Genomic DNA, 18,770 nt, shown 5'->3' with positions numbered 1-18,770 from the left:
GAATATATGGCTTCACCGGTGCGCGGGGGGCGCGACGTGGTACTGGGTTAGGCGTGGGTGACGTCGTGGTGGTGGGGGCCGGGCCGGTCGGGTTGACGGTGGCGGCGTTGTTGGGGCGGCTCGGGGTCTCGGTCGTGGTGCTGGAGCGGCACCGGGCGCCGTTCGGTCTGCCGAGGGCGGTGCACCTGGACGGAGACGCGGTGCGGGTGCTGCAAGCGGCCGGGATCGGCGGGCGGTTCCGGGCGATCAGCCGGGGGATGCCGGGCTTGCGGCTGGTCGCGCCGGACGGCAGCGTGCTGGCCGAGTTCGCCAGGGAGGCCACGGGGGCGGCGCCGGAGTCGTCGATGTTCCACCAGCCCGACCTGGAGCGACTGCTGCTCGACGAGGTCGGCGACCGCGTGCGCTGGGGTGTCACGGTCACCGGGATCGGGCCGCGCGGCGTGCGAACCGACGCCGGTGACATCGACGCCGACTACGTGCTGGCGTGCGACGGCGCGGACAGCTTCGTGCGCCGCCACCTGGGGATCACCCACCGGACCCTGGGGCGACCGCAGGAGTGGATGGTGGTCGACGCGCAGGGCGAGTGGGACGTCTGGGGCGGCGTGCACCAGGTGTGCGACCGGAAGCGGCCCGCGACGTACATGCGGGTGACCGGGGACCGCTACCGGTGGGAGTTCCGGGTGAACGGCCTACCCCGCGCGACGCCGTGGGCCGGTGGGGAGGTCGTGCGCGCGGCGACCTACACGTTCCGGTCGCGGGTGGCCCGCCAGTGGCGGTCCGGACGGGTGTTCCTGCTGGGCGACGCGGCGCATGAGGGGCCGCCGTTCGTGGGGCAGGGACTCGGTTCCGGGCTGCGGGACGCGCACAACCTGGCCTGGAAGCTCGCCCTGGTCCTGCGCGGCGGCGACCCGGCGGTGCTCGACACCTACCAGTCCGAGCGGCTGCCGCAGGCGGTCGGCACGATCCGCGCGGCCCAGCTGGTCGGGTGGGCGCTCGGCGCGGGTCCGGTGCGGCGCGGGGTGATCCGGACCGTCGCCCGCGTCCCCGGCGTCGCCGCCGCGGCCGGTCGGCTGCCCTCCCCCGCGCTGGCCCGCAGCGCCTTGGTCGGCCGGGCCCGGCTGGCGGGCCGGATGTGTCCGCAGTGGTCCACGCCGGACGGTTGGACCGACGACCTGCTCGGCGACCGCCCCCGGGTGATCGACCTCGACTCCCCTTACCAGGACTGGCTTCGCGCGCACGGGGTCAGCGCCGCGCTGGTCCGTCCGGACCGGGTCGTCGCGGACACGGCCAGGTCCACCTCGGACATCGCCCGCCTGCGGGCCGCGGCCGCCGCGCTCGGCTGATCGTCACCCCAGGGGCTCGACCTCGCGCAGCGCGGCCGCCACCGATCCCGCCAGGGTGATCGGCCGCACGGCGCCCGCCAGCACGATCGTGCGGTGCGCCGGGTCGTCCGGGCCCGCCACCACCAGCAGCCGACCCCCCGCCTCCTCGGCGCGGTAGGTGGCGGTAACGATCACGTCGACCCCGCCCGCGCTCAGGAAGCGGACACCGGTCAGGTCGAGCAGCAGGGTGCCGCGGTCGACCTGGGCGGCGCTGAGGTGGTGGTCGAGCAGGTGCGCGCTGGACATGTCCACCTCGCCGGTCACCGCCAGCACGGTGTACCCGGGCCCGGGGGCGCGGACGAAGTCGAGCAGGGGACGCGTCACGCACGCCGCCCGAGATCACACATCCGCATGGCGCTCAAGTGTAACCACTCGGCGGTACCGGGCGACCGGCGATTATCAGCTAGTCCACTGTGGACCCACAGCTCAGCCGAGGCAGAGTTCGTTGCCCTCCGGGTCGGCGAGCACGATGTGGTGGCCCTCGAACTCGCCGAGCACCGTGGCGCCCGCGGCGACGTAGCGCTCGGCCGCCGCGACGATCCGCGCCCACCGCTGCTCCGGCGTGCCGGTGCCCGCGACCCGGACGTCCATGTGCAACCGGTTCTTCGCCGTCTTGGGCTCGGGGACCCGCAACAGGCACAACCGGGGCGCGACACCGTTCGGGTCGTGCAACCAGGCGCCGTCGCCGGTGTCCTCCTCGCCGAACTGCGCCAACCACTCCGCGCGCGTGGCGTACGGCGCGGGCGGCGGCTCGTCCTCGTACCCGAGCGCCGTCTTGTAGAACTGCGCCAGCCGCGTCGCGTCCGCGCAGTCCAGGGTGAGATCGACCTTGAACACCATCCGAGGAACCCCCTTCGTCGGGCGGGACGCTACGCCGGGGGTACGACATCGGCCTTGACTTATATAAGTCTGAGCTGAAACAGTGGCGCCGTGCACGCGTTCGACGTCCTCGGCGACCCCGTCCGCCGCCGCATCCTCGAGCTGCTCGCCGACGGTGAGCGCTCGGCGGGCTCGATCACCGAGACCATCCGGTCGGAGTTCGGGATCTCGCAGCCCGGCGTCTCCCAGCACCTGCGGGTGTTGCGGGAGAACGGGTTCACCTCGGTGCGCGCCGAGGGGACCCGGCGGCTGTACGCGGTGGACGCGGACCCGCTGCGGGAGGTCGACCAGTGGCTGGACCGGTTCCGCCGGTTCTGGGACCAGCGCCTCGACGCCCTGGCGACCGAGTTGGCCAGGGGCAGGCGCCGTGCGGCACCGAGCGAAGAGGACCAGTCATGATCGATATCGCCGCGCAGATCGGCGCCACCGGCCGCGAGGTCACCGAGGCCGACGGCCTGGTGCGGGTGCTGCTTACCCGCGACTACGACGCCGCGCCCGCCGACGTGTGGGACGCGCTGACCGATCCCGAGCGGCTGCTGCGCTGGTTCCTGCCGATCACCGGCGACCTGGGCGTCGGCGGCCGGTTCCAACTCGAGGGCAACGCGGGCGGCGAGATCCTGCACTGCGAACCGCCCACCCGGCTGAAGGTCACCTTCGGGGACGCGACCAGCCTGGTCGAGGTCCGGCTGGTCGAGTCCGGGCCGCGGACGCGGCTGGAGTTGGAGCACACCGTCCCGGTGGCGTTCGCCGGGAGCGCGGCGGGCTCCCTGTTCGTCGGCCCCGGGTGGGACGGCGCGGTGCTCGGGCTCGCGCTGTACCTGGCGGGCGAGATCGCCGACGACCCGGTGGCGGCGGCGAACTCGCTGCAGACCCAGCGGTTCAACCTGGCGTCCATCGAGGCGTGGGTGGCGGCCAGCACGGGCGCCGCGACCGCCGAGGAGATCGAGGCGGGCCGGGTGGCCGCTTTTGCGCAATACTGTCCGGACGTCAAGGACTGACACGCCATATACACCCGTTTAGCGCAAACCAGCCTGCTATCGGGCGAATGGTGCATAACCCGAAACTATGAGTCATTGGGATGGGCGCGTCCGCGACCGTTCCGGCATGCTCAAGTCACCCTGCACCACTCCGATCGGAGCTTCGCACGGCCGTCGCGGAAACCGGCCGTCGGCTCCGGGCCCCGGGCCACCCGAATGGTGGGTCGGCCACGGGTACGGGCCGGACACGCGACCTACGCCCTGCGTGTCCGGCCTCGCCGGGTTCTCCGGGTGGCCCCGCTCAGCCGAGGTCCAGTTCACGCCAGGTCGAGCGCCACCGCGGCACCTCCAGGTAGCGGCGCAGCTCCGCGAACCCGCTGATCCACCCCAGCCAGCCGGTGAGCGGCGGGGCGGACTTGTCGAACCCGCTGGTGACGAAGGTCAGCCGGGTCTTGCCCTCGCTCTCGGCCAACTCCCACGAGGCGATCCCGTAGCCGTTGCGGAAGTCCAGGGTGATCGTGCGGCCCGGGACCAGTTCGGTGAACACCGCCGGGTTCGGGTTGTGCTCGAAGCTGCCCATCGTCCACCGGCCACCCACGTGCGGCTCGACCTCGTTCGGGTAGCCGAACCACTGGGCGAACTGGGCCGGGTCCAGCAGCGCGTCGTACACCCGCTCGGCGGGGGCGGCGATGTCGAAGGTCACCGACAGGTCCGTCGAGGTCAGGTCCTGGCGCGGGGTCAGCTCGCGGCCCTCGATGTGCTCGACGAGGTTGGCGAGCACCACGCCCCAGTACGTGCCGAGCAGCGCGAGGACGCCGCCCTCGGTTGAAGCTGCCACGGCCCAGCCGGGGAAGTGGGACTGGGTGAGCGTCACCGCGGTGCCCTCGTCGTCGCTGGTCAGCACCAGCGACACGGTCGTCGCCTCGCCGCCGACGTTCCAGGTGAAGGTGACCCCGTCCGGGCCGGAGCTGACCAGCTCTTGGCGCGGCTTGTCCCCCTCGGGGACGCTCGGGCCCCAGAACCGGTAGCGGTCGGGGCCGATGTCGACGTTGTCGGCCAACCACACGCCCACCTCGTCGGCCGAGGTCAGAGCGCTGCGCACGCGCTCGACGGGGGCGTCGACGCGGGCCTTGAGGACCAGGTTCTCACTCATCTGTCGTCTCCTTGGGGTAGCAGGCCACCAGCAGCGTGAAGGCGTCACCTTCCGCGCCGCCGTGGCGGGTGAACAGCTCTTGCAGGGTCGTGCGCAGGTCGGCGAAGAACTCGTCGCGCCGGTCGGGGGGCACCCGGATCGACCCGGACACCCCCACCGACGGCAGCTCGGGAGCGGTGCGGTCGAGCGCGGCGATGTCCTCCTGCGCCTGCTCCATCAGGTCGACCAGGTAGCCGAGCACGGCCTGGTCGCCGACCCGCCCGACCAGCCGGGGCGAGAGCCAGTACCGGCGGGCGACCGCCTGGTAGACGCCCTCGGTGATGGCCCGGACCTTGCGCTCGGCGACCTGCTCGACCAGGCCGACCTCGACCAGCTTCTTGACGTGGTAGTAGACGCGCTGCGGCGTCTGGTCCAGCCTGCTCGCCACCTCGGTGCACGAGCGGGGCTGGGCCAGCTGCCGCAACACCTCGATGCGGTGCGGCTTGAGCAGGGCCTCGGCCTGCTCGATCAGCTCCAGGTACAGGACGTCTCTCATCGTGAAACTAGTCTTGTACGTAAAAGAGGATTTTGTCAATGGGGTCGCGCGGCAACCCGGGGTTGGTCCTGGGTTCGTCACCGTGTGGCAGGATCCCGGCGCGTGACCACGCTACGCATCGCCGTGCCCAACAAGGGGTCGCTCAGCCTCCCCTCCGACCAGCTCCTCACCGCGGCGGGGTACCGGGTCCATCGCGGCAACCGCGAGCTGATGATCGACGACGCCCGCAACGACGTGCGGTTCTTCTTCCTGCGGCCGCGCGACATCGCCCTCTACGTCGGCTCCGGCACCCTCGACGCGGGCATCACCGGACGCGACCTGCTGCTCGACGCCGACACCGGCGCCGAGGAGGTCCTGCCGCTCGGTTACTCCGCGTCGACCTTCCGGTTCGCCGCCCGGCCCGGCGAGCTCAGCGCCATCGCCGACCTCGAGGGCAAGCGGGTGGCCACCAGCTACCCCGGCCTGGTCGCCGCGCACCTGGCCGAGCACGGCGTCGCCGCGAAACTGGTCCGGCTCGACGGCGCCGTGGAGACCTCGGTGCAGCTGGGCATCGCCGACGCGGTGGCCGACGTCGTGGAGACCGGCACCAGCCTGCGCAACTCCGGGCTCGCGGTGTTCGGCGAGCCCATCCTGCAGTCGGAGGCCGTGCTGATCCGCAGGCCGGACGCCGACGACGCGGTCGCGACGGCGGTCGAGCGGGTCCGCCGCAGGCTCAAGGGCGTCCTCATCGCCCGGCAGTACGTGATGATCGACTACGACTGCCCGACCGAGGTGCAGGAAGCCGCCTGCGCGCTCACCCCCGGCATCGAGTCCCCCACCGTCTCCCCCCTCGCCCGTGAGGGCTGGGTCGCGGTGCGGTCGCTGGTGCCCCGGGACCGCGCGCCGTTCGTCATGGACGAGCTGTGGGAGGTCGGCGCGCGCGCGATCCTCGTCACGCCGCTGGAGTCCAGCCGCATCTAGTACTGCTGATCTACAGGTACCGCTGACCTATCAGGGGCGGGGCGCGAGCTCCGCCCCTGACTCGTCCCGGATCAGGATCGCCGCCGCCGGGCAGGTGTCAGCCAGGTCCAAGACGTCCTCGTCCGGCTCTAGATGGTCGGTGATGGGTTCGGCGTAAGAGCCGTGGAACTGGAAGATGTCCGGTCGCGAACCGGCACAGATACCGGAACCCAGGCACGTTGTGGTGTCGACACTGATCGACCAGGTCATCACGCCTCCCAGGCGATAGGCAGGGTGCGCGGGCCGCGTACCAGCATCTGTGTCTTCCACACCGGATCGCCCGCCTCGGCGAGGTTGGAGAGGGTGAGCAGGGCGCGGATGGCCTCCTGGAGTTCGACCCTGGCCAGGGCGGCCCCGAGGCAGTGGTGGGCGCCGTGGCCGAAGCCCAGGTGCGCGGTCGTCTCGCGGTCGAAGCGCACCTCCTCCGCGTCCGGGAAGCGGGTCTCGTCGTGGTTGGCCGAGCCGATCGCGGCCAGGACCGGTTCGCCCGCGCGCACCAGGACCGAGCCGACCTGGACGTCCTCGGTGGCGTAGCGGGCGAACGCCGAGGTGGCGCCAAGGGGGACGAACCTCATCAGCTCCTCCACCGCCGCCGGGATGAGGTCGGGGTCGGCCTGGAGTTCGGCGAGGCGGTCGGGCCGGGTGAGCAGGACGTGCACGAAGTTGGGGATCTGGGTCGCGGTGGTCTCGTGGCCCGCGACCAGCACCCCGACGCACAACTCGACCAGTTCCTGCTCGGTGAGCCGTTCCACGTCGTCGGCGCGGGCCGCGATCAGGGCGGACATCAGGTCGTCGGCGGGAGCCTCGCGGCGCTGCGCGACCAGTCCTGCCATGTAGGCCGAGAGTTCCTGGTCGTTGCGTGTGAACTCTTCGGCAGTCAGCGCTGCCGTGGACAAGAGCCCGTCGCTCCACTCGCGAAACAGGTGCCGGTCGGCGGCTGGGACACCGAGCAGTTCGCAGATCACCTGAACCGGCAGCGGTAGCGCGAACGCCTCGACGAGGTCGGCAGGTGAACCGCTCGCGTACATGTCCGCGACGAGGCCGTCCGCGATCTCGCGGACCCTGGGACGCAGCCGCTCGACCCTGCGCACGGTGAACGCGCTGGCCACGAGCACGCGCAGCCGGGTGTGGTCGGGCGGGTCCATGGCGAGGATGCCGCCGGAGCCGCGGTGGAACTGGACCCGGGGCTCGTCGCGCTCGGCGGCCAGCGCGCGGCTGAACCGGCGGTCGCCGAGCACGAACCGGGCGTCCTCGTAGCGGGTGGCCAGCCAGGCGGGCTCACCGAAGGGCAGTTGGACGCGGATCATGCCGGGGCCGGTGCGAGCGGCGCCGTAGGCGGGCGCCAGGTCGAGGCCCTCGGGGCGGTTGAACGGGTAGTCCTGGACGCGCTCGTCGGCGGCTGTCATCGCTCCCCCTCCGTTCAGGGGTCCCCCACTCGGGCTGCCCCACCGCCAACGTACGACCGATGACGGCGGACCGTCAACGACCAGTCGCTGACGGTGACCTCCGCCGGGGTGCGGCAGGATGGCGCCGTGAACTGGACGCGTGCCGTGCACCACCTGACGACCCTGGCCACGACCTGCGACGACATGGCGGGCCGCCCCGCGTCGATCTTCCCGTTGCGGGTCGGCGGGCTCTGGGCGGCGGGCGGCCTGCTGGGTCGCCCGCGCGAACTGGAGACGATCACCGTGGCGCTGACGGTGGACGTCGCGGCCGTGCCCTGGCTGACCGAACCCGCTGGCGCCAGGCACTGGGCGTCGGCGGCCCGGCTGCCGCAGACCCCGGCCGAGGTCCACTGGCGCTCGGCGCACGCTCCCGTGTGGAACCACCGCCTGGAGCGGCCGGTGCTGGTGTGGTCGGCCGCGGACGGCGTCAACGACGAGGCGCTCGCCGCCATCGCCGACGGCGAGGCCGAGCCCCTGCGCCTGCCCGCGCCCGCGGCCGATGAGCTGGCCACGCGGCTGTCGGACGAACTGGCGCTGAGCCTGCGCGCGCTGCGCGACCGTACCGGCGAGTACGAGGAGCGGCGGTGGAAACCGGGCAAGCTGGAGCCGGTGTCGGACGCCCTCTGGCAGGCCAGTGCCGGCTACCTGGACCTACTCGATGTGATCAAATAGCGCCTTCCGTGTATTGCGAACTGGCAACCGTCACCCGAACGGAGGTGTGAGACTGGTGGCAGCTGGATACACAGCTACCGTCCGACAACACGCGAGGGAAAGCAGAGTCACCGTGCCCGACGTCGACCCGAACCCGATCTACACCGCGCTGCTGCAGGAGCAGGGCCTGCTGGAGGAGCCGCTCACCGCGCCGCTGCCCGAGCCGGAACCCGCCTGCCCGTAGCCGCTCACCTGGCTCGGAGTTCGGCCACCGCCGCGCGCACCGCGGGGTGGGCCACCAGCTCGTCGACCGTGACGGGCAGCGGGAGTCGCCAGTTGGGGTACTGGTCGACGGTGCCGGGCAGGTTGGGCTGACGCAGCTCGCCCACCAGGTCCTGGGGGGCTGCGAAGACCAAGGCGCAGGGCGTCTTGGCGATGAACCGGTGCAGCGCGAGCACGGTCTCGGCGACGGTGGGGTCGGGGCCCACCAGGTGTTCGTCGGCCAGCACCCGCAGGACGCCCGCGCGTTCGGCCGCCGCGATCTCGCGCTCGGCCTCGGGGTCCTTGAGCAACCCGAGTTCGGTGCGGACCCGCACGTGCTCGCCCGCGAGGAAGCCGGTCGCCGTCGGGAGGTCGTGGGTGGAGATGCTCGCGGCCGCCTGCTTGGGGTAGCGGTCGGCCGGGAGCTGCCGGTTGTCCCGGTCGCGCTGGAACCACGCGACGGCGCAGCTGAGCACCCCGCGTTCCTGGAGTTGCTGGGTGACGTACTCCGGCACCGTGCCCAGGTCCTCACCGATGACCAGCGCGTTCGCGCGGTGTGCCTCTAGCGCTAGGACACCGAGCATCGCCTCACCGTCGTAGTGCACATAGGTGCCGCGATCAGGGGACTCGCCCGGCGGGATCCACCACAGTCGCCATAGACCCGCCACGTGGTCCACGCGGATGCCGTCTCCGTGGGTCAAGACCGCGCGAATCATGTCGCGGAACGGTTGGTAACCCTGTTCGGCCAGCTTGTCCGGGCGTAGAGGCGGCAGAACCCAGTCTTGCCCTAGAGGGCTGAACGCGTCTGGCGGGGCTCCTACGGTGACTCTCGATGCGAGGACATCTTGCAGCGACCAGCCGTCCGCGCCACCCGGGTCGACGCCGACGGGTAGGTCGTGGATGACACCTACGCGCATACCCGTCGCGGCAGACCTAACGGCGTCGAGTTGTGCTGCCGAGCGCTGTTGGAGCCAAGCGTGGAAGGCAACTCTGTCAGCGAGTTCGGCGCGGGCGGCCACTACGGCGGTGTTCGCGGGGTGGCGCAGTTCCGTGGGCCAGGTGCGCCAGTCGGGACCATAGCGTTCGGCGAGGGCGCTGAAGGTGGCGAAGTCGAGCAGGTCCGGGCTAAGGGTGGAGAGGTCCGGCAACTGCGGGTCGAGCTGTGCGAACGCGGCGGTCTTGGCGGCCCACACGGCGTCGTGGTCGATCTGCTCGCCGAGCTTGGGCTGCAATGCGCGAACACTCGCGCGGGTGGCCTCGTCGGCGGCGGCGAACTCGGGGATGTCCAGGACCGACAGGTGCAGCGGGTTGAGAAACCGCCTGCTCGACGGCGAGTACGGCGACTTGCGCACCGGCGTCGTCAACGCCCCGGCGGCGACCGGGCTCACCAGCACGGCACCGGCCTCGTCCGCGCTCGCCTTGGTGACGAAGTCGCGCAGGTCGCGGTAGTCGCCGATCCCCCAGGAGTCGGGACTGTGCAGCGCGTACAGCTGGACCATCCAGCCCCAGGTGCGCTCCAGGTCCGGCAGCCGATCCGGGGTGACCGCGAGCGAGGTCTCCTGGTTGCCGACACGCAACCGGTGCCAACCGAGGGGCAGGTCGGGCAACGCCCCGTCAACGGGAACTATGCCGCCGAACTCCAGCTCCACCTCGCCCTTGCCGACCTCGACCCGAGCCCCTTGCCGCACCACCGACGGCACAGCCGCCCTGACCGGCGGATCCCCCAGCTCATCCAGGATCGCCCGCACCACCGCGGGATCCACCACAACACGCTGCCGCTCACCGTTCTCATACTCCAGCGCCACACCGTGCGCCGCGGCCAGGCCAGCAAGTCGATCGTCCACAAGGGAGCCTTTCCGAAGGGGGTCGCCCCCCATTCAACCGGACCCGCCCCACTCCCGCCGGACTCGGATGCCGCACTCGTGCTCGCGCCTTCGACCAGCGGATCTCTCGCCACCACCTCCGGAGAATTCCGTCTTCCGGGTGACAGAAGTTATCCACATGTCGATCTCTGCGGGGGTGCTCTCAAGATCAACTGTCGGCGGCTCCCGGTAGACTGGCCCAGGGACGCCCCCCGGAGAGGGTGGGGGCTGGGCAGGGGTTGTCTGCGCGCGCGGGCGCGATCCGGGGTCGGTAGGCCGGGGGGTGGATCCGAGGGCCGACCTGCTGTCCTCTGTGGACGGACGACGCTCGTCAAGGCGGCCAGATGATCACTGTCAAGACGACATTGGTCGCGGCACCTCCGCCCCTCTCACTCCCGAGGCCGTGACCAGGCGATTCACGCTTGCAGGTCCGCCATTTTCCACTCCGCTGGGCGACAAGAGTTATCCACATGTGGATCTCCACGGGGCCCGTTTCAAGATCGCCCGTCGGGGGGTCCCGGTAGACTGAACCTGGGCCGCCCCCCGGAGAGGGTGGGGGCCGGGCTGGGGTGGGACCGCGCGCGGGCGCGAAGCGGGGCGGTGGGGTGGGCTTGGTTCGTGGGCTGACCTGTGGGCTTCGGCTGACCTGGGGCCGTGGGCTGGTCTTAGGGCTGTGGGGCGGTCTTAGGCCGTGGGGCCGTCTTGGCGCGTGGGGCCGTCCTAGCAAGTGGGTCGTCTTAGCACGTGAGGCCGACTTGGCGAGTGGGCTGGCCCTCGGCCCGTGAGGCTGTCTTAGTGCCTAGGGCGGCCTGGCCCGTGGGCCTTCGGGCGCGGGGCTCTTAGGCCTGAAAGGCAGTCTTAGAGCCGCGGGGCGGCACAGGTCAGGTTGGGCGGAGTGGGCCAGGTGGGGCGTACTCGGCCGTGCAGGGTCGGGCGTGGGGTTGGTGGGGTGAGTAGTTGCGTTGGGGTTGAAGGGATTGATAGGTGAGACGCCGGTAGCGGATGGGCGTGGGGCATCTGCGGGCGTGCGGTGGGGCGAAGAGTGCGCCCGTGGGTGCGGGGACCTGCACGCGGGGCGGAGGGCGCGCCCGTGGAGGGTTAGGCGTCTCGGGATTCGGCGGTTTTGGCTATGCCGGTGGCCATGGTGGCGAAGATGATGTCGTGGGCGGGTTTTTGGGTGTACCAGTAGAGCTTTCCGGCTAGGCCGTGCGGGTGGAACCAGGTGGTTTGTTCCAGGACGCTCTCGGTGGGGGTGGGGCCGGGGGTGGCTCGGAGGGAGAGCCAGGCGCGGCCGGGGAGGCGCATGTCGGTGCGGAGGAGAAGTTCGGTGGTGTCGTCGGATCGGGCGACCACCGACCAACTGTCGACGGTGTCACCAGCCGCGAGGTGCTCAGGCCTGCCGCGGTGAAGACCTACGCCGCCGATGAGGTGGTCGACGGCGCCTCTTAGGGACCACGCGCCGGGGATGGTGTGCCAGCCGTTAGTGCCGCCGATATCGGTGATGACGTCCCACAGTTGGTCGCGGGTAGCCCTAACGCGGGTTGTCTTGCGATCGCGGAGCATGCCGGGTGAGTCGACCGGTGGCCCCTCCGGCGCCGGTACGCCCAGCGCGTCCCGTAGTGCGCGGTCGAGGCTGGTCCCCCCACCCGGCGGCGGTGGCATTACCTCGGCAGGCACGAGATCGTGACGCAGCGACTCCAGCAACGCACGCACCAGAGGTTCCGACGTGATGGCAGCGGCAACAGCAGGCGGCAGCACTACCGGCAGCGCGATCCGTCGAGGCAAACCAGCCACCCGGGCGCAACGTTGCACGAGGTCCAGGTAGGTGACCGTGTCCGGACCGGCGATGTCGGCGATCTCGTTCACCGGCGCACCATCAGCCGCCTCCACCAGGTAGTGCAAGACATCCCGGATTGCGATCGGACGGCTGCGGTTGCTCATGTAAGAGGGGTTGGGCAGCACCGGTCCCCCACGGGCCGCCTTCGCCAAGAGTTCGAAGCTGGCGGAGCCCGCGCCGATGATCATCGACGCCTGCAGGACCAACGCCGGGGTCGGCGCGGCCAGGAAGATGTCACCGACCTGCGCACGAGACGCCAAGTGCGCGGACACCTCGCCGTCAGTCGGACGAGGCCCGCCCAGGTAGACCAACTGCCGAACACCCGCCTCCGCGGCCGCCGAAGCGACAGCGCGAGCGATCTTCTCGTCGTGGGCGACGAAGTCATCCCCGCTCATCGAGTGAACCAGGTGATAGACGACGTCGACCTCTCTCATCGCCGCAGACAGCGCAAGAGGGTCGAGTACGTCCCCTTGGATAGCGTCAGGGGCATCGGTAAGAGACCGGGCGAACCCTCGGACGCGGTGGCCAGTGGCGGTAAGAGCGGCCGTCAGGTGTACGCCGATGTAGCCGCTGGCGCCGAGGATGAGGCAGGTGGACACGTCCCCATCTTGCCTGGATTCGGCGCTAGAGCGAGTTCTGCCGACGGGCGAGGATCGTGGCGGGGTCAACGTCCGGCGTGGTGAGCCAGCGGCTGAAGGCTTCGGGATGGCGTCGCTCCAACTCGTCGAGGTAGCGCTGCCGGATACGGAGCACGCCAGCGGCCTCGGTAGGGGTCTTGGCTTGGTTGAGGGTAAGAAGCGTGGACGTCCACCGGGCGCACAAGTACTCCGTGCTGTACCCCCGACCGCCACGCAGTGGGATGACGGCTACAGCCAACGCACCGACAAGAGCGAAAGCCACCCACTCGACGAGGATCACTAGACCCGCCGTGCCAACCAACGTCACGAACAGCAGCCCCGATAAGACAGCGCCGCTCAGCTCGAGTTTGCTGTTGCCAGTAAGAGCGGCAGACAGAGCTAACCCAAGGCAAATTGCTGTAATACCGAGGAAAACCAGGGTCCATGACCGCAGCAACGCCGCGCCCGCGCAGACCCCGGTAAACCCGACGGCGGCGGACAGCACGGTCAGCACAAGTGTGTAGGGGCGCGCCCACTGTCGTCGCAGCACGTGTCCTCCTCGGGTCACCGGCCCTCTGATGAGCTACCCCTGTCCGGGCACTCCCAACCGTGGCCCGTGCGCCCATCGGGGCGAAGCGCTGTCGACCTCCTTGCCCTGCGGGACCGGTGCTCTATGCTTCGGAGACCTCCCGACGGCATGAACCGAGGCCGACATGGTTCCCCGCACCAGGATCCCGGCCGTCGCCCTCCCAGCGCCCCGGCCCGCCCGCGACAGACCCAGCACCGCGAGCATCGAGCGGGTCGGCCAGTGGGCGGTGCTGATCACCGTGCGCGGCGAGGTCGACCTGGTGACCGCGCCCGCCGTCGACGCGGCGTTGCGCGCCGGGCTCGCCGTGCCGGACGTGCTCGTGCTGGTGGTCGACCTGTCCGAAGTGGACTTCCTGGCGGCCGCCGGGCTCAGCGCCCTGGTCGCCGCCCGCGACACCGCCGCCGCCCGCGCGATCGACCTGCGGCTGGTGGCCGACGGGCGGCCGGTGCTGCGGCTGCTCGACGTCACCGGGCTGCGGCGCACGTTCCGGCTGCACCGCGACCTCGCCGAGCCGCTCGGCCCGCACGGTCACCGGTCGGCGAGCTCCCGGTAGGGCGTGCGGAAACCGTCCCTGGCCAGCGCCACGAGGTCTTTGCGCGACCGGATCGTGACCACGACGGCGGCCAGCAGGTACACGCACGACAGCACGACCAGCTCGACGCCCTTCACCGACTCCGGCAGGACGCTGGCCAGCACGAACTGGGCGATGAACAACCCGAGCAGCAGCAGGCCGCCGCGCACGGTGATGCTCAGGCTGAGCAGCAGCGACACCGCGAACAGCGACTGCGCGGCGGTGAGCAGCAGTTCCTCCCGCTGCGCCGCGTCGATGGGCAGCCCGGAGGTCGAGCCCGCGGCGATGGCGAACACGACGGGGAGGGTGCCCACCAGCAGCGTCCACTGGTTGACCTTGGAGGAGACGAGGGTGGCGAGCGCGTCGGTGGTCTTGAGCCGCCACGCGTACAGGCAGGCCACCAGCAGCTCGGGCGCCTCGGAGGCGAGCGGGGCCAGCCACTGGACCAGGAAGAACTGGCTGATGCCGACCTGGGTCCCGGTGTCGACCAGCGCGTGCGCGAAGTTCTCCGCCACCAGCAGGATCACCACGGCGGCGAAGGCGAACAGGCCACCGCACAGCAGCCTGCGGCGGACCTTCGGCTGCTCCCCCAGGACCTGGGCAACGCCCTCCAGATCGGGGTCACCCGGTGGTGCTTTCGCGACCCGGACCGCGTAGAGGACGAAGATGCCGACCAGCACGGCCGCGTCGATGAGGGTGATGCTGTGCCGCAGCGGAAGGGTCAACGAGTAGAGCGTCGCCACGGCGAGGAACGCCAGCGGGACGGCGTCGGTGCGCTCCAAGGTCACACCCGCGTGCTTCTTGGGGGTGCGCTGCTCGGCGCCCCCGTCACCGCGGCGGATGCGCCAGGCGGCGAGCAGGACGACCAAGGCCCAGCCGACGCCGACGAGGATCCGGTTGGCGCCGGTCATGTTCGCCAGGGCCAGGCCGCAACTGGAGTGGTCGGTCGAGCCGGGTGGCACGCAGGCGGGGCCGTACTCGGCGAACGCGCGGCCGCCCTCGAAGGCGAACACGAAGTCGACCGCGTACTCGGGCAGCACGGCGATCAGCGCGAGCACGGTGATCGCCAGACCCGGCGAGATGTCGACCTGGACCGCCTCGGCGACCCAGGACAGCACGAAAGCGGCACCGACCACCGCGATGCCGAACAGCAGCGCCGCCACCGGCGGGCTGATGTGGACACCGGTCACGCCCAGGAACACCCCAGGCGTGGTGGCCGCCGCCGCGAGACCCAACGGCACCGCGGCCCGCCTGGTGGCGGGCCGCGGCGGATCGCTGATCAATGCCCGTCCGGCCCGACCGCGCCACCCCTGCGCGCCACGGCCTCCGGACCCAGGTTCGGCCGCACCGGGATCTCCTGGCCGGGGACGGCGCCCGCCCTCGGCGCGGGTACCGAGCCGTCCGCGCGGGCCGGGACCGTGCCGATACCGGGCTCGGCGCCCAGTGCCCGCGACAGCCGCGTCTCGGCGGTGCCGTTCGCGCGCGCCACGTCCTCGGCGTCGACAGCGCCCGCAGGCGGCGTCGGGGTCGAGTCGAGCGGGACGCCGTGCTGCTGCATGTGGTCGTAGCGCTGCTTGGTGAGGTTCTCGGCGTCGAGCCGGTCGCGCATCCGGGTCAGCATCCGGATGGTCAGCGCGTGTGCCCCGGCCAGCAGCAACAGCACGATGCCCAGCTTGCGGACCATCGCGGTGAGCTGCGTGTCCCCGCCGAAGTCGATCGCCGAGATGAGCAGCAGCACACCCAGCACGGAGAAGTGGAACAGCACCGACACCAGCCGGGCCATCGAGCGCGCCGACTCCAGCTCGCCGTAGGAGTCAGCCAGGTACCTCAGCCCGCTCCGGTAGATGATCTGCCCATCCACCACCACGAGCGCGATCCCGAGGACCAAGAACAAGACATACGTACCGTCGTCCACGACAGGCCCCTTCCACCCGGTCACGTTGGGTGTACCACCCGACTCGGGCGGTGAAACTGACGCCGCTGGTCCCTCACGCTGTTGGCCTATGCCTGCCGGCTGGGGCCACGCGTCCCCTGTGGACTTGACCTAGCCCTCGCGGAGGGATTCCGCCACGGAGCCACCCGCCTCGTCGGCCGCCTGCCCACGGCGCTCGGCCTCGGTGTGCAGCGGGTGACTGGGCTCCGGCGGCGCGGGGTCGTCGACATCGGGCGACCGGGCGTCGATGCGGTCGTCCACGTGGGACAGGGGCGTCGTGGGACCTTGCGGCTCGTCCACAACAGCGACGTCCGGCTCCTCCTCCGCCAAGCGCTGGTCCAGGCTCTCACCTTCCCGCTGCTCAGCCGCGGTCATCCCGAACTTGTCCGCCTCAGCCCAGTGCTCCGCAGGCTCGATGCCCTCCTCCAGCGGATCCACCCGCAGGTTGTCCTCATCCAGGCTCTCAGCCTGACTCAAGCCAGACCCATACCCGTCATCACTCATGCGCACGACCTACCCGGCACCAGTCCCCGACAAACTCGCCTCCCCCACCAGCAAGTGCGCGTTTCCTCCCGGATCGAGTGACTTCACTCGATCCGGGAAATGAAGCAGATCCGGATGGAACCACCCTCGCCGCGGTTCGTGGTCGCGATGGGGTTCCATCCGGATCCGGTCAGGTCAGGCGGGTGGGGCGTTCTCCACCCAGACGGCGAAGGTTTGGTTCCAGCCTGAGGTGATGCCGTCCGCGTTGGTGCTGCGGACTTCGATGGTGGTGGGGCCCGCGGTCTCTGGGGTCCAGGAGACCTCGGCGTGGCCGTTGACCGCGGGGACGGTGGTGGGTGGGCCGGAGTCGCCGACGCGGTAGGTGAAAGACACCGAGCCGGGGAGGTTTGCCTGGAAGGTCAGGGGGATCGCCACTCCGACGACCGGGGACCAGACGTCGGTGCTGGCGTCGGGGGCGAGGGTGTCGAGGTAGAGCGACTGGTCCGCGACGCCGGAGCGGTGGCCGGTGGCGTCGACCGTCCAGACCTGGAACGGGTGCTGGGTGCGGTCGGCGTTGGTGAGCGTCACCGTGACCTGCGCCTTGCCGTCCGGGCCGACCTGGGTCGTCACGGGTGCGCCGCCGTCGAGGACAGAGGTGAAGGCCACGGCGCCCGGCTGGTTGGCGGTGAGGGTGAACACCTTCGGCTCGGCCAAGCGGACCAGGTAGCCGTCCACGGTCGGTGCGGTGCGCCGGACCCAGAACGAGTACGACCGCCACGCCGACTGGTTGCCCGCGCGGTCCACGCTCGCGACCTCGAGAGTCGCCGCACCCGCCCGCACCGGCGTCAACGACGCGGTCGCCTGACCACCCAGCTGCTCAGCGGGGACCGTGCCCATCGGCATGTTGTTCCCGCGGTAGGTGAACGCGACGACATCGGCAACACCGTCGGCGGTGAAGGTGAAGTCGCCCGCGACGGTCTCGCCGCCGACGCCGGGGAAGACACTCCCCTCGGTGTACACACTGGACGCGACGGTCGGCAGCACGGCGGGCGCCTCAGTGTCCACAGTGAACTCGCACGGCGCGGTCCAGCCGGACACGGCGAAGCCGTCCTCGGAGCGGGCCGCGACCGCGAGCCGAGCCCCGTTGGTCAGCAGCGCGGACGGCAGGGTGAAGCTCTCGGAATGGCCCGAACTGGTGCCGGTCCCGACGAACTCCTGCCGGTCCTGCGGCCGGTCGACCGGCCAGACCGCGAGCCGCGACCGCAGCCCGGGGATCGGGTCCTCGTCCACCGGCCACACGAGCACCTGGAGCGCGGTGTCGCGGATGGTCGCCCCGCAGTCGTACCGGGGGAACCCGCCGAGCTGGACCTTCGACGGCACCTGCGGCGCGGTGTTGTACCCGATCTCCAGCGTCGGGTAGCGGGAGCTGTAGGTGCGGCCGAAGGCGAGCTTGTCCTGCTGGTCCTCGGCGATGCGCACCACCAGCGTGACCTTCGACTTGCCGCGCGCCAACGCCTGGCGGACCACCTCGGTGGCGTCCCACGGCGGGGAGTTGTGCAGGCACTCGGTGCTGGGGACCCCGGTGAGCCGCACGGTCTCGCGCGGTTGGTCGGCCCAGGTGGTGCGGTGCTCGGCGGGCGCGGTGAGCCAGACCTCGGTCGCGCGGCGCTTGGCGCAGTCGTTGGCGGCCAGTTCGGGGAAGCGCGCCCACACCTGGATCAGCGTCTTCGTCCGGTACGCCGAGACGTCGAAGGTGAAGTAGGACTTGCTGACGTGCTTGCGCCCCTGCTCGTCCCGCCAGGCGCCGACCCGGGCGTCACCGCTGGTGATCACCTTGTTCGGCGTGCGGGAGTCGGTGCTCAGCCACGCCACCGGGCTCACGTTCGCGGTGACGTGCTGCTGCGCGGCCTGCGCCGGGCCGGTGCCGATGACGGTCCCCGCGATGGCCGCGGCCAGGACGACCCCAAGGCGCGTGACGCGCGCCCGTACCCCAGTTGATCTCATGTGTCCCCTCGGTAGTAGTGCCCCCATCGTGTCCTACCTGGAGAGTCACCTCCCACCGACTTCCCACCGCGGCACCCGAGAAGCTGCCGGTCGGCGGGGACGGGGGTCGACGGCGGCGCCGACCCCCTCACGTCACCGGGGGTCGAGCACGAACACTGGGATCGTGCGGTCGGTCTTGAGCTGGTAGTCGGCGTAGGACGGGAACGCCGCTACGGCCCGGTCCCACCACTGGGCCCGCTCGTCGCCCTCGGCCTCGTGCGCGAGGTAGACCTTGGTCTCGGTGCCGTCCTGCAGCGGGAACTCGGGGTGCGCCTTGATGTTGTGGTACCAGGTGGGGTGCTCGGGCGCGCCACCCTTGGAGGCCACGACCGCGTACTTGCCGTCGTGCTCGACCCGCATCACCGGGGTGTGCCGCACCGCCCCGGACTTCGCGCCACGCAGGGTCATCAGCACGATCGGTGCCCCGAGCACCTCGATGCCCTCGGTGGTCCCGGTCGCCAAGACCTGCTCCACCTGCTCCCGCACCATGTCCCGCACGCCACGCTTCGCAGTCTCATCTGACATACCCACCCCAACGCCACCACGCCGTCCA

General features: G+C 71.1%; 20 protein-coding genes. 6 read left to right on the top strand and 14 right to left on the bottom strand.

Translation table 11 applies throughout. The features are described 5' to 3' along the window. The first annotated feature begins 53 nt into the window (after window positions 1–53). Window positions 54–1,343 carry an FAD-dependent monooxygenase gene (locus tag LV79_RS33570; protein ID WP_253842367.1) on the top strand — a complete coding sequence of 430 codons (1,290 nt, stop codon included), beginning with the start codon at window positions 54–56 and terminating at the stop codon, window positions 1,341–1,343. Between the two features lie 3 nt (window positions 1,344–1,346). On the opposite strand, the gene LV79_RS33565 is transcribed toward LV79_RS33570, so the two are convergent. Then, on the bottom strand, window positions 1,347–1,706 hold the full coding sequence (locus LV79_RS33565) for an STAS domain-containing protein (protein WP_253842366.1): 360 nt from the start codon (window positions 1,704–1,706) through the stop codon (window positions 1,347–1,349). A gap of 102 nt (window positions 1,707–1,808) precedes the next feature. Next, window positions 1,809–2,222, bottom strand: coding sequence for a VOC family protein (locus LV79_RS33560; RefSeq protein ID WP_253842365.1), 414 nt, complete (start codon window positions 2,220–2,222; stop codon window positions 1,809–1,811). A gap of 90 nt (window positions 2,223–2,312) precedes the next feature. Here LV79_RS33560 and LV79_RS33555 point away from each other — a divergent pair, with 90 nt between their 5' ends. Next, window positions 2,313–2,660, top strand: a complete 348-nt coding sequence (locus tag LV79_RS33555; protein ID WP_253842364.1) for an ArsR/SmtB family transcription factor — start codon at window positions 2,313–2,315, stop codon at window positions 2,658–2,660. Continuing rightward, window positions 2,657–3,259 carry an SRPBCC family protein gene (locus LV79_RS33550; protein ID WP_253842363.1) on the top strand — a complete coding sequence of 201 codons (603 nt, stop codon included), beginning with the start codon at window positions 2,657–2,659 and terminating at the stop codon, window positions 3,257–3,259. Before LV79_RS33555 ends, LV79_RS33550 begins: the two co-directional genes overlap by 4 nt. 280 nt (window positions 3,260–3,539) lie before the next feature. Here the strand turns inward: LV79_RS33550 and LV79_RS33545 are convergent, their stop codons facing one another. Next, on the bottom strand, window positions 3,540–4,391 hold the full coding sequence (locus LV79_RS33545; protein WP_253842362.1) for an SRPBCC family protein: 852 nt from the start codon (window positions 4,389–4,391) through the stop codon (window positions 3,540–3,542). Next, window positions 4,384–4,926 (bottom strand): ArsR/SmtB family transcription factor, encoded by a 543-nt coding sequence (locus tag LV79_RS33540; protein WP_253842361.1) that lies wholly within the window; start codon window positions 4,924–4,926, stop codon window positions 4,384–4,386. Before LV79_RS33540 ends, LV79_RS33545 begins: the two co-directional genes overlap by 8 nt. Before the next feature lie 102 nt (window positions 4,927–5,028). Here LV79_RS33540 and hisG point away from each other — a divergent pair, with 102 nt between their 5' ends. Further along, entirely contained in the window at window positions 5,029–5,886 is an 858-nt protein-coding gene (gene hisG / locus LV79_RS33535) for an ATP phosphoribosyltransferase (protein WP_253842360.1), read from the top strand. A 30-nt stretch (window positions 5,887–5,916) separates the two neighbouring features. Here hisG and LV79_RS33530 read toward each other — a convergent pair whose 3' ends face one another. Then, complete coding sequence (locus tag LV79_RS33530; RefSeq protein ID WP_253842359.1) at window positions 5,917–6,135, bottom strand: ferredoxin; 219 nt, start codon at window positions 6,133–6,135, stop codon at window positions 5,917–5,919. Next, window positions 6,135–7,331: a cytochrome P450 gene (locus LV79_RS33525; protein WP_253842358.1), complete on the bottom strand. Its 1,197-nt coding sequence runs from the start codon at window positions 7,329–7,331 to the stop codon at window positions 6,135–6,137. Before LV79_RS33525 ends, LV79_RS33530 begins: the two co-directional genes overlap by 1 nt. Window positions 7,332–7,457: 126 nt before the next feature. On the opposite strand from LV79_RS33525, the gene LV79_RS33520 reads away from it, so the two are divergent. Beyond that, window positions 7,458–8,042, top strand: coding sequence for a DUF7711 family protein (locus LV79_RS33520; RefSeq protein ID WP_253842356.1), 585 nt, complete (start codon window positions 7,458–7,460; stop codon window positions 8,040–8,042). 227 nt (window positions 8,043–8,269) lie between these two features. Here LV79_RS33520 and malQ read toward each other — a convergent pair whose 3' ends face one another. From malQ to LV79_RS33505, 3 genes are all read right to left on the bottom strand, one after another. Next, the gene (gene malQ, locus LV79_RS33515) at window positions 8,270–10,126 is read right to left on the bottom strand and encodes a 4-alpha-glucanotransferase (protein ID WP_253842354.1); all 1,857 of its coding nucleotides are present in this window, start codon (window positions 10,124–10,126) and stop codon (window positions 8,270–8,272) included. Between the two features lie 1,116 nt (window positions 10,127–11,242). Continuing rightward, on the bottom strand, window positions 11,243–12,580 hold the full coding sequence (locus tag LV79_RS33510; protein WP_253842353.1) for an SDR family oxidoreductase: 1,338 nt from the start codon (window positions 12,578–12,580) through the stop codon (window positions 11,243–11,245). Between the two features lie 25 nt (window positions 12,581–12,605). Next, window positions 12,606–13,148, bottom strand: coding sequence for a hypothetical protein (locus LV79_RS33505; RefSeq protein ID WP_253842352.1), 543 nt, complete (start codon window positions 13,146–13,148; stop codon window positions 12,606–12,608). Window positions 13,149–13,311: 163 nt separating this feature from the next. Here LV79_RS33505 and LV79_RS33500 point away from each other — a divergent pair, with 163 nt between their 5' ends. After that, a complete protein-coding gene (locus LV79_RS33500) occupies window positions 13,312–13,740 on the top strand; it encodes an anti-sigma factor antagonist (RefSeq protein WP_253842350.1) in 429 nt (142 codons plus the stop codon). On the opposite strand, the gene LV79_RS33495 is transcribed toward LV79_RS33500, so the two are convergent. From LV79_RS33495 to LV79_RS33475, 5 genes are all read right to left on the bottom strand, one after another. Beyond that, window positions 13,716–14,999, bottom strand: a complete 1,284-nt coding sequence (locus LV79_RS33495) for a calcium:cation antiporter family protein (RefSeq protein WP_253842348.1) — start codon at window positions 14,997–14,999, stop codon at window positions 13,716–13,718. The two genes, LV79_RS33500 and LV79_RS33495, sit on opposite strands and share 25 nt — an antisense overlap. Window positions 15,000–15,037: 38 nt before the next feature. Next, window positions 15,038–15,673 carry a hypothetical protein gene (locus LV79_RS33490; RefSeq protein ID WP_253842347.1) on the bottom strand — a complete coding sequence of 212 codons (636 nt, stop codon included), beginning with the start codon at window positions 15,671–15,673 and terminating at the stop codon, window positions 15,038–15,040. A gap of 129 nt (window positions 15,674–15,802) precedes the next feature. Next, window positions 15,803–16,168: a hypothetical protein gene (locus tag LV79_RS33485; protein ID WP_253842346.1), complete on the bottom strand. Its 366-nt coding sequence runs from the start codon at window positions 16,166–16,168 to the stop codon at window positions 15,803–15,805. A 201-nt stretch (window positions 16,169–16,369) separates the two neighbouring features. Next, window positions 16,370–18,178 (bottom strand): hypothetical protein, encoded by a 1,809-nt coding sequence (locus LV79_RS33480; protein ID WP_253842345.1) that lies wholly within the window; start codon window positions 18,176–18,178, stop codon window positions 16,370–16,372. Window positions 18,179–18,310: 132 nt separating this feature from the next. Further along, window positions 18,311–18,742 carry a nitroreductase family deazaflavin-dependent oxidoreductase gene (locus LV79_RS33475; protein WP_253842344.1) on the bottom strand — a complete coding sequence of 144 codons (432 nt, stop codon included), beginning with the start codon at window positions 18,740–18,742 and terminating at the stop codon, window positions 18,311–18,313. Between the last annotated feature and the right edge of the window lie 28 nt (window positions 18,743–18,770).

Source organism: Actinokineospora globicatena, assembly GCF_024171945.1.
Lineage (GTDB): Bacteria > Actinomycetota > Actinomycetes > Mycobacteriales > Pseudonocardiaceae > Actinokineospora > Actinokineospora globicatena.
This window is presented reverse-complemented; position numbering and strand designations above follow the sequence as displayed.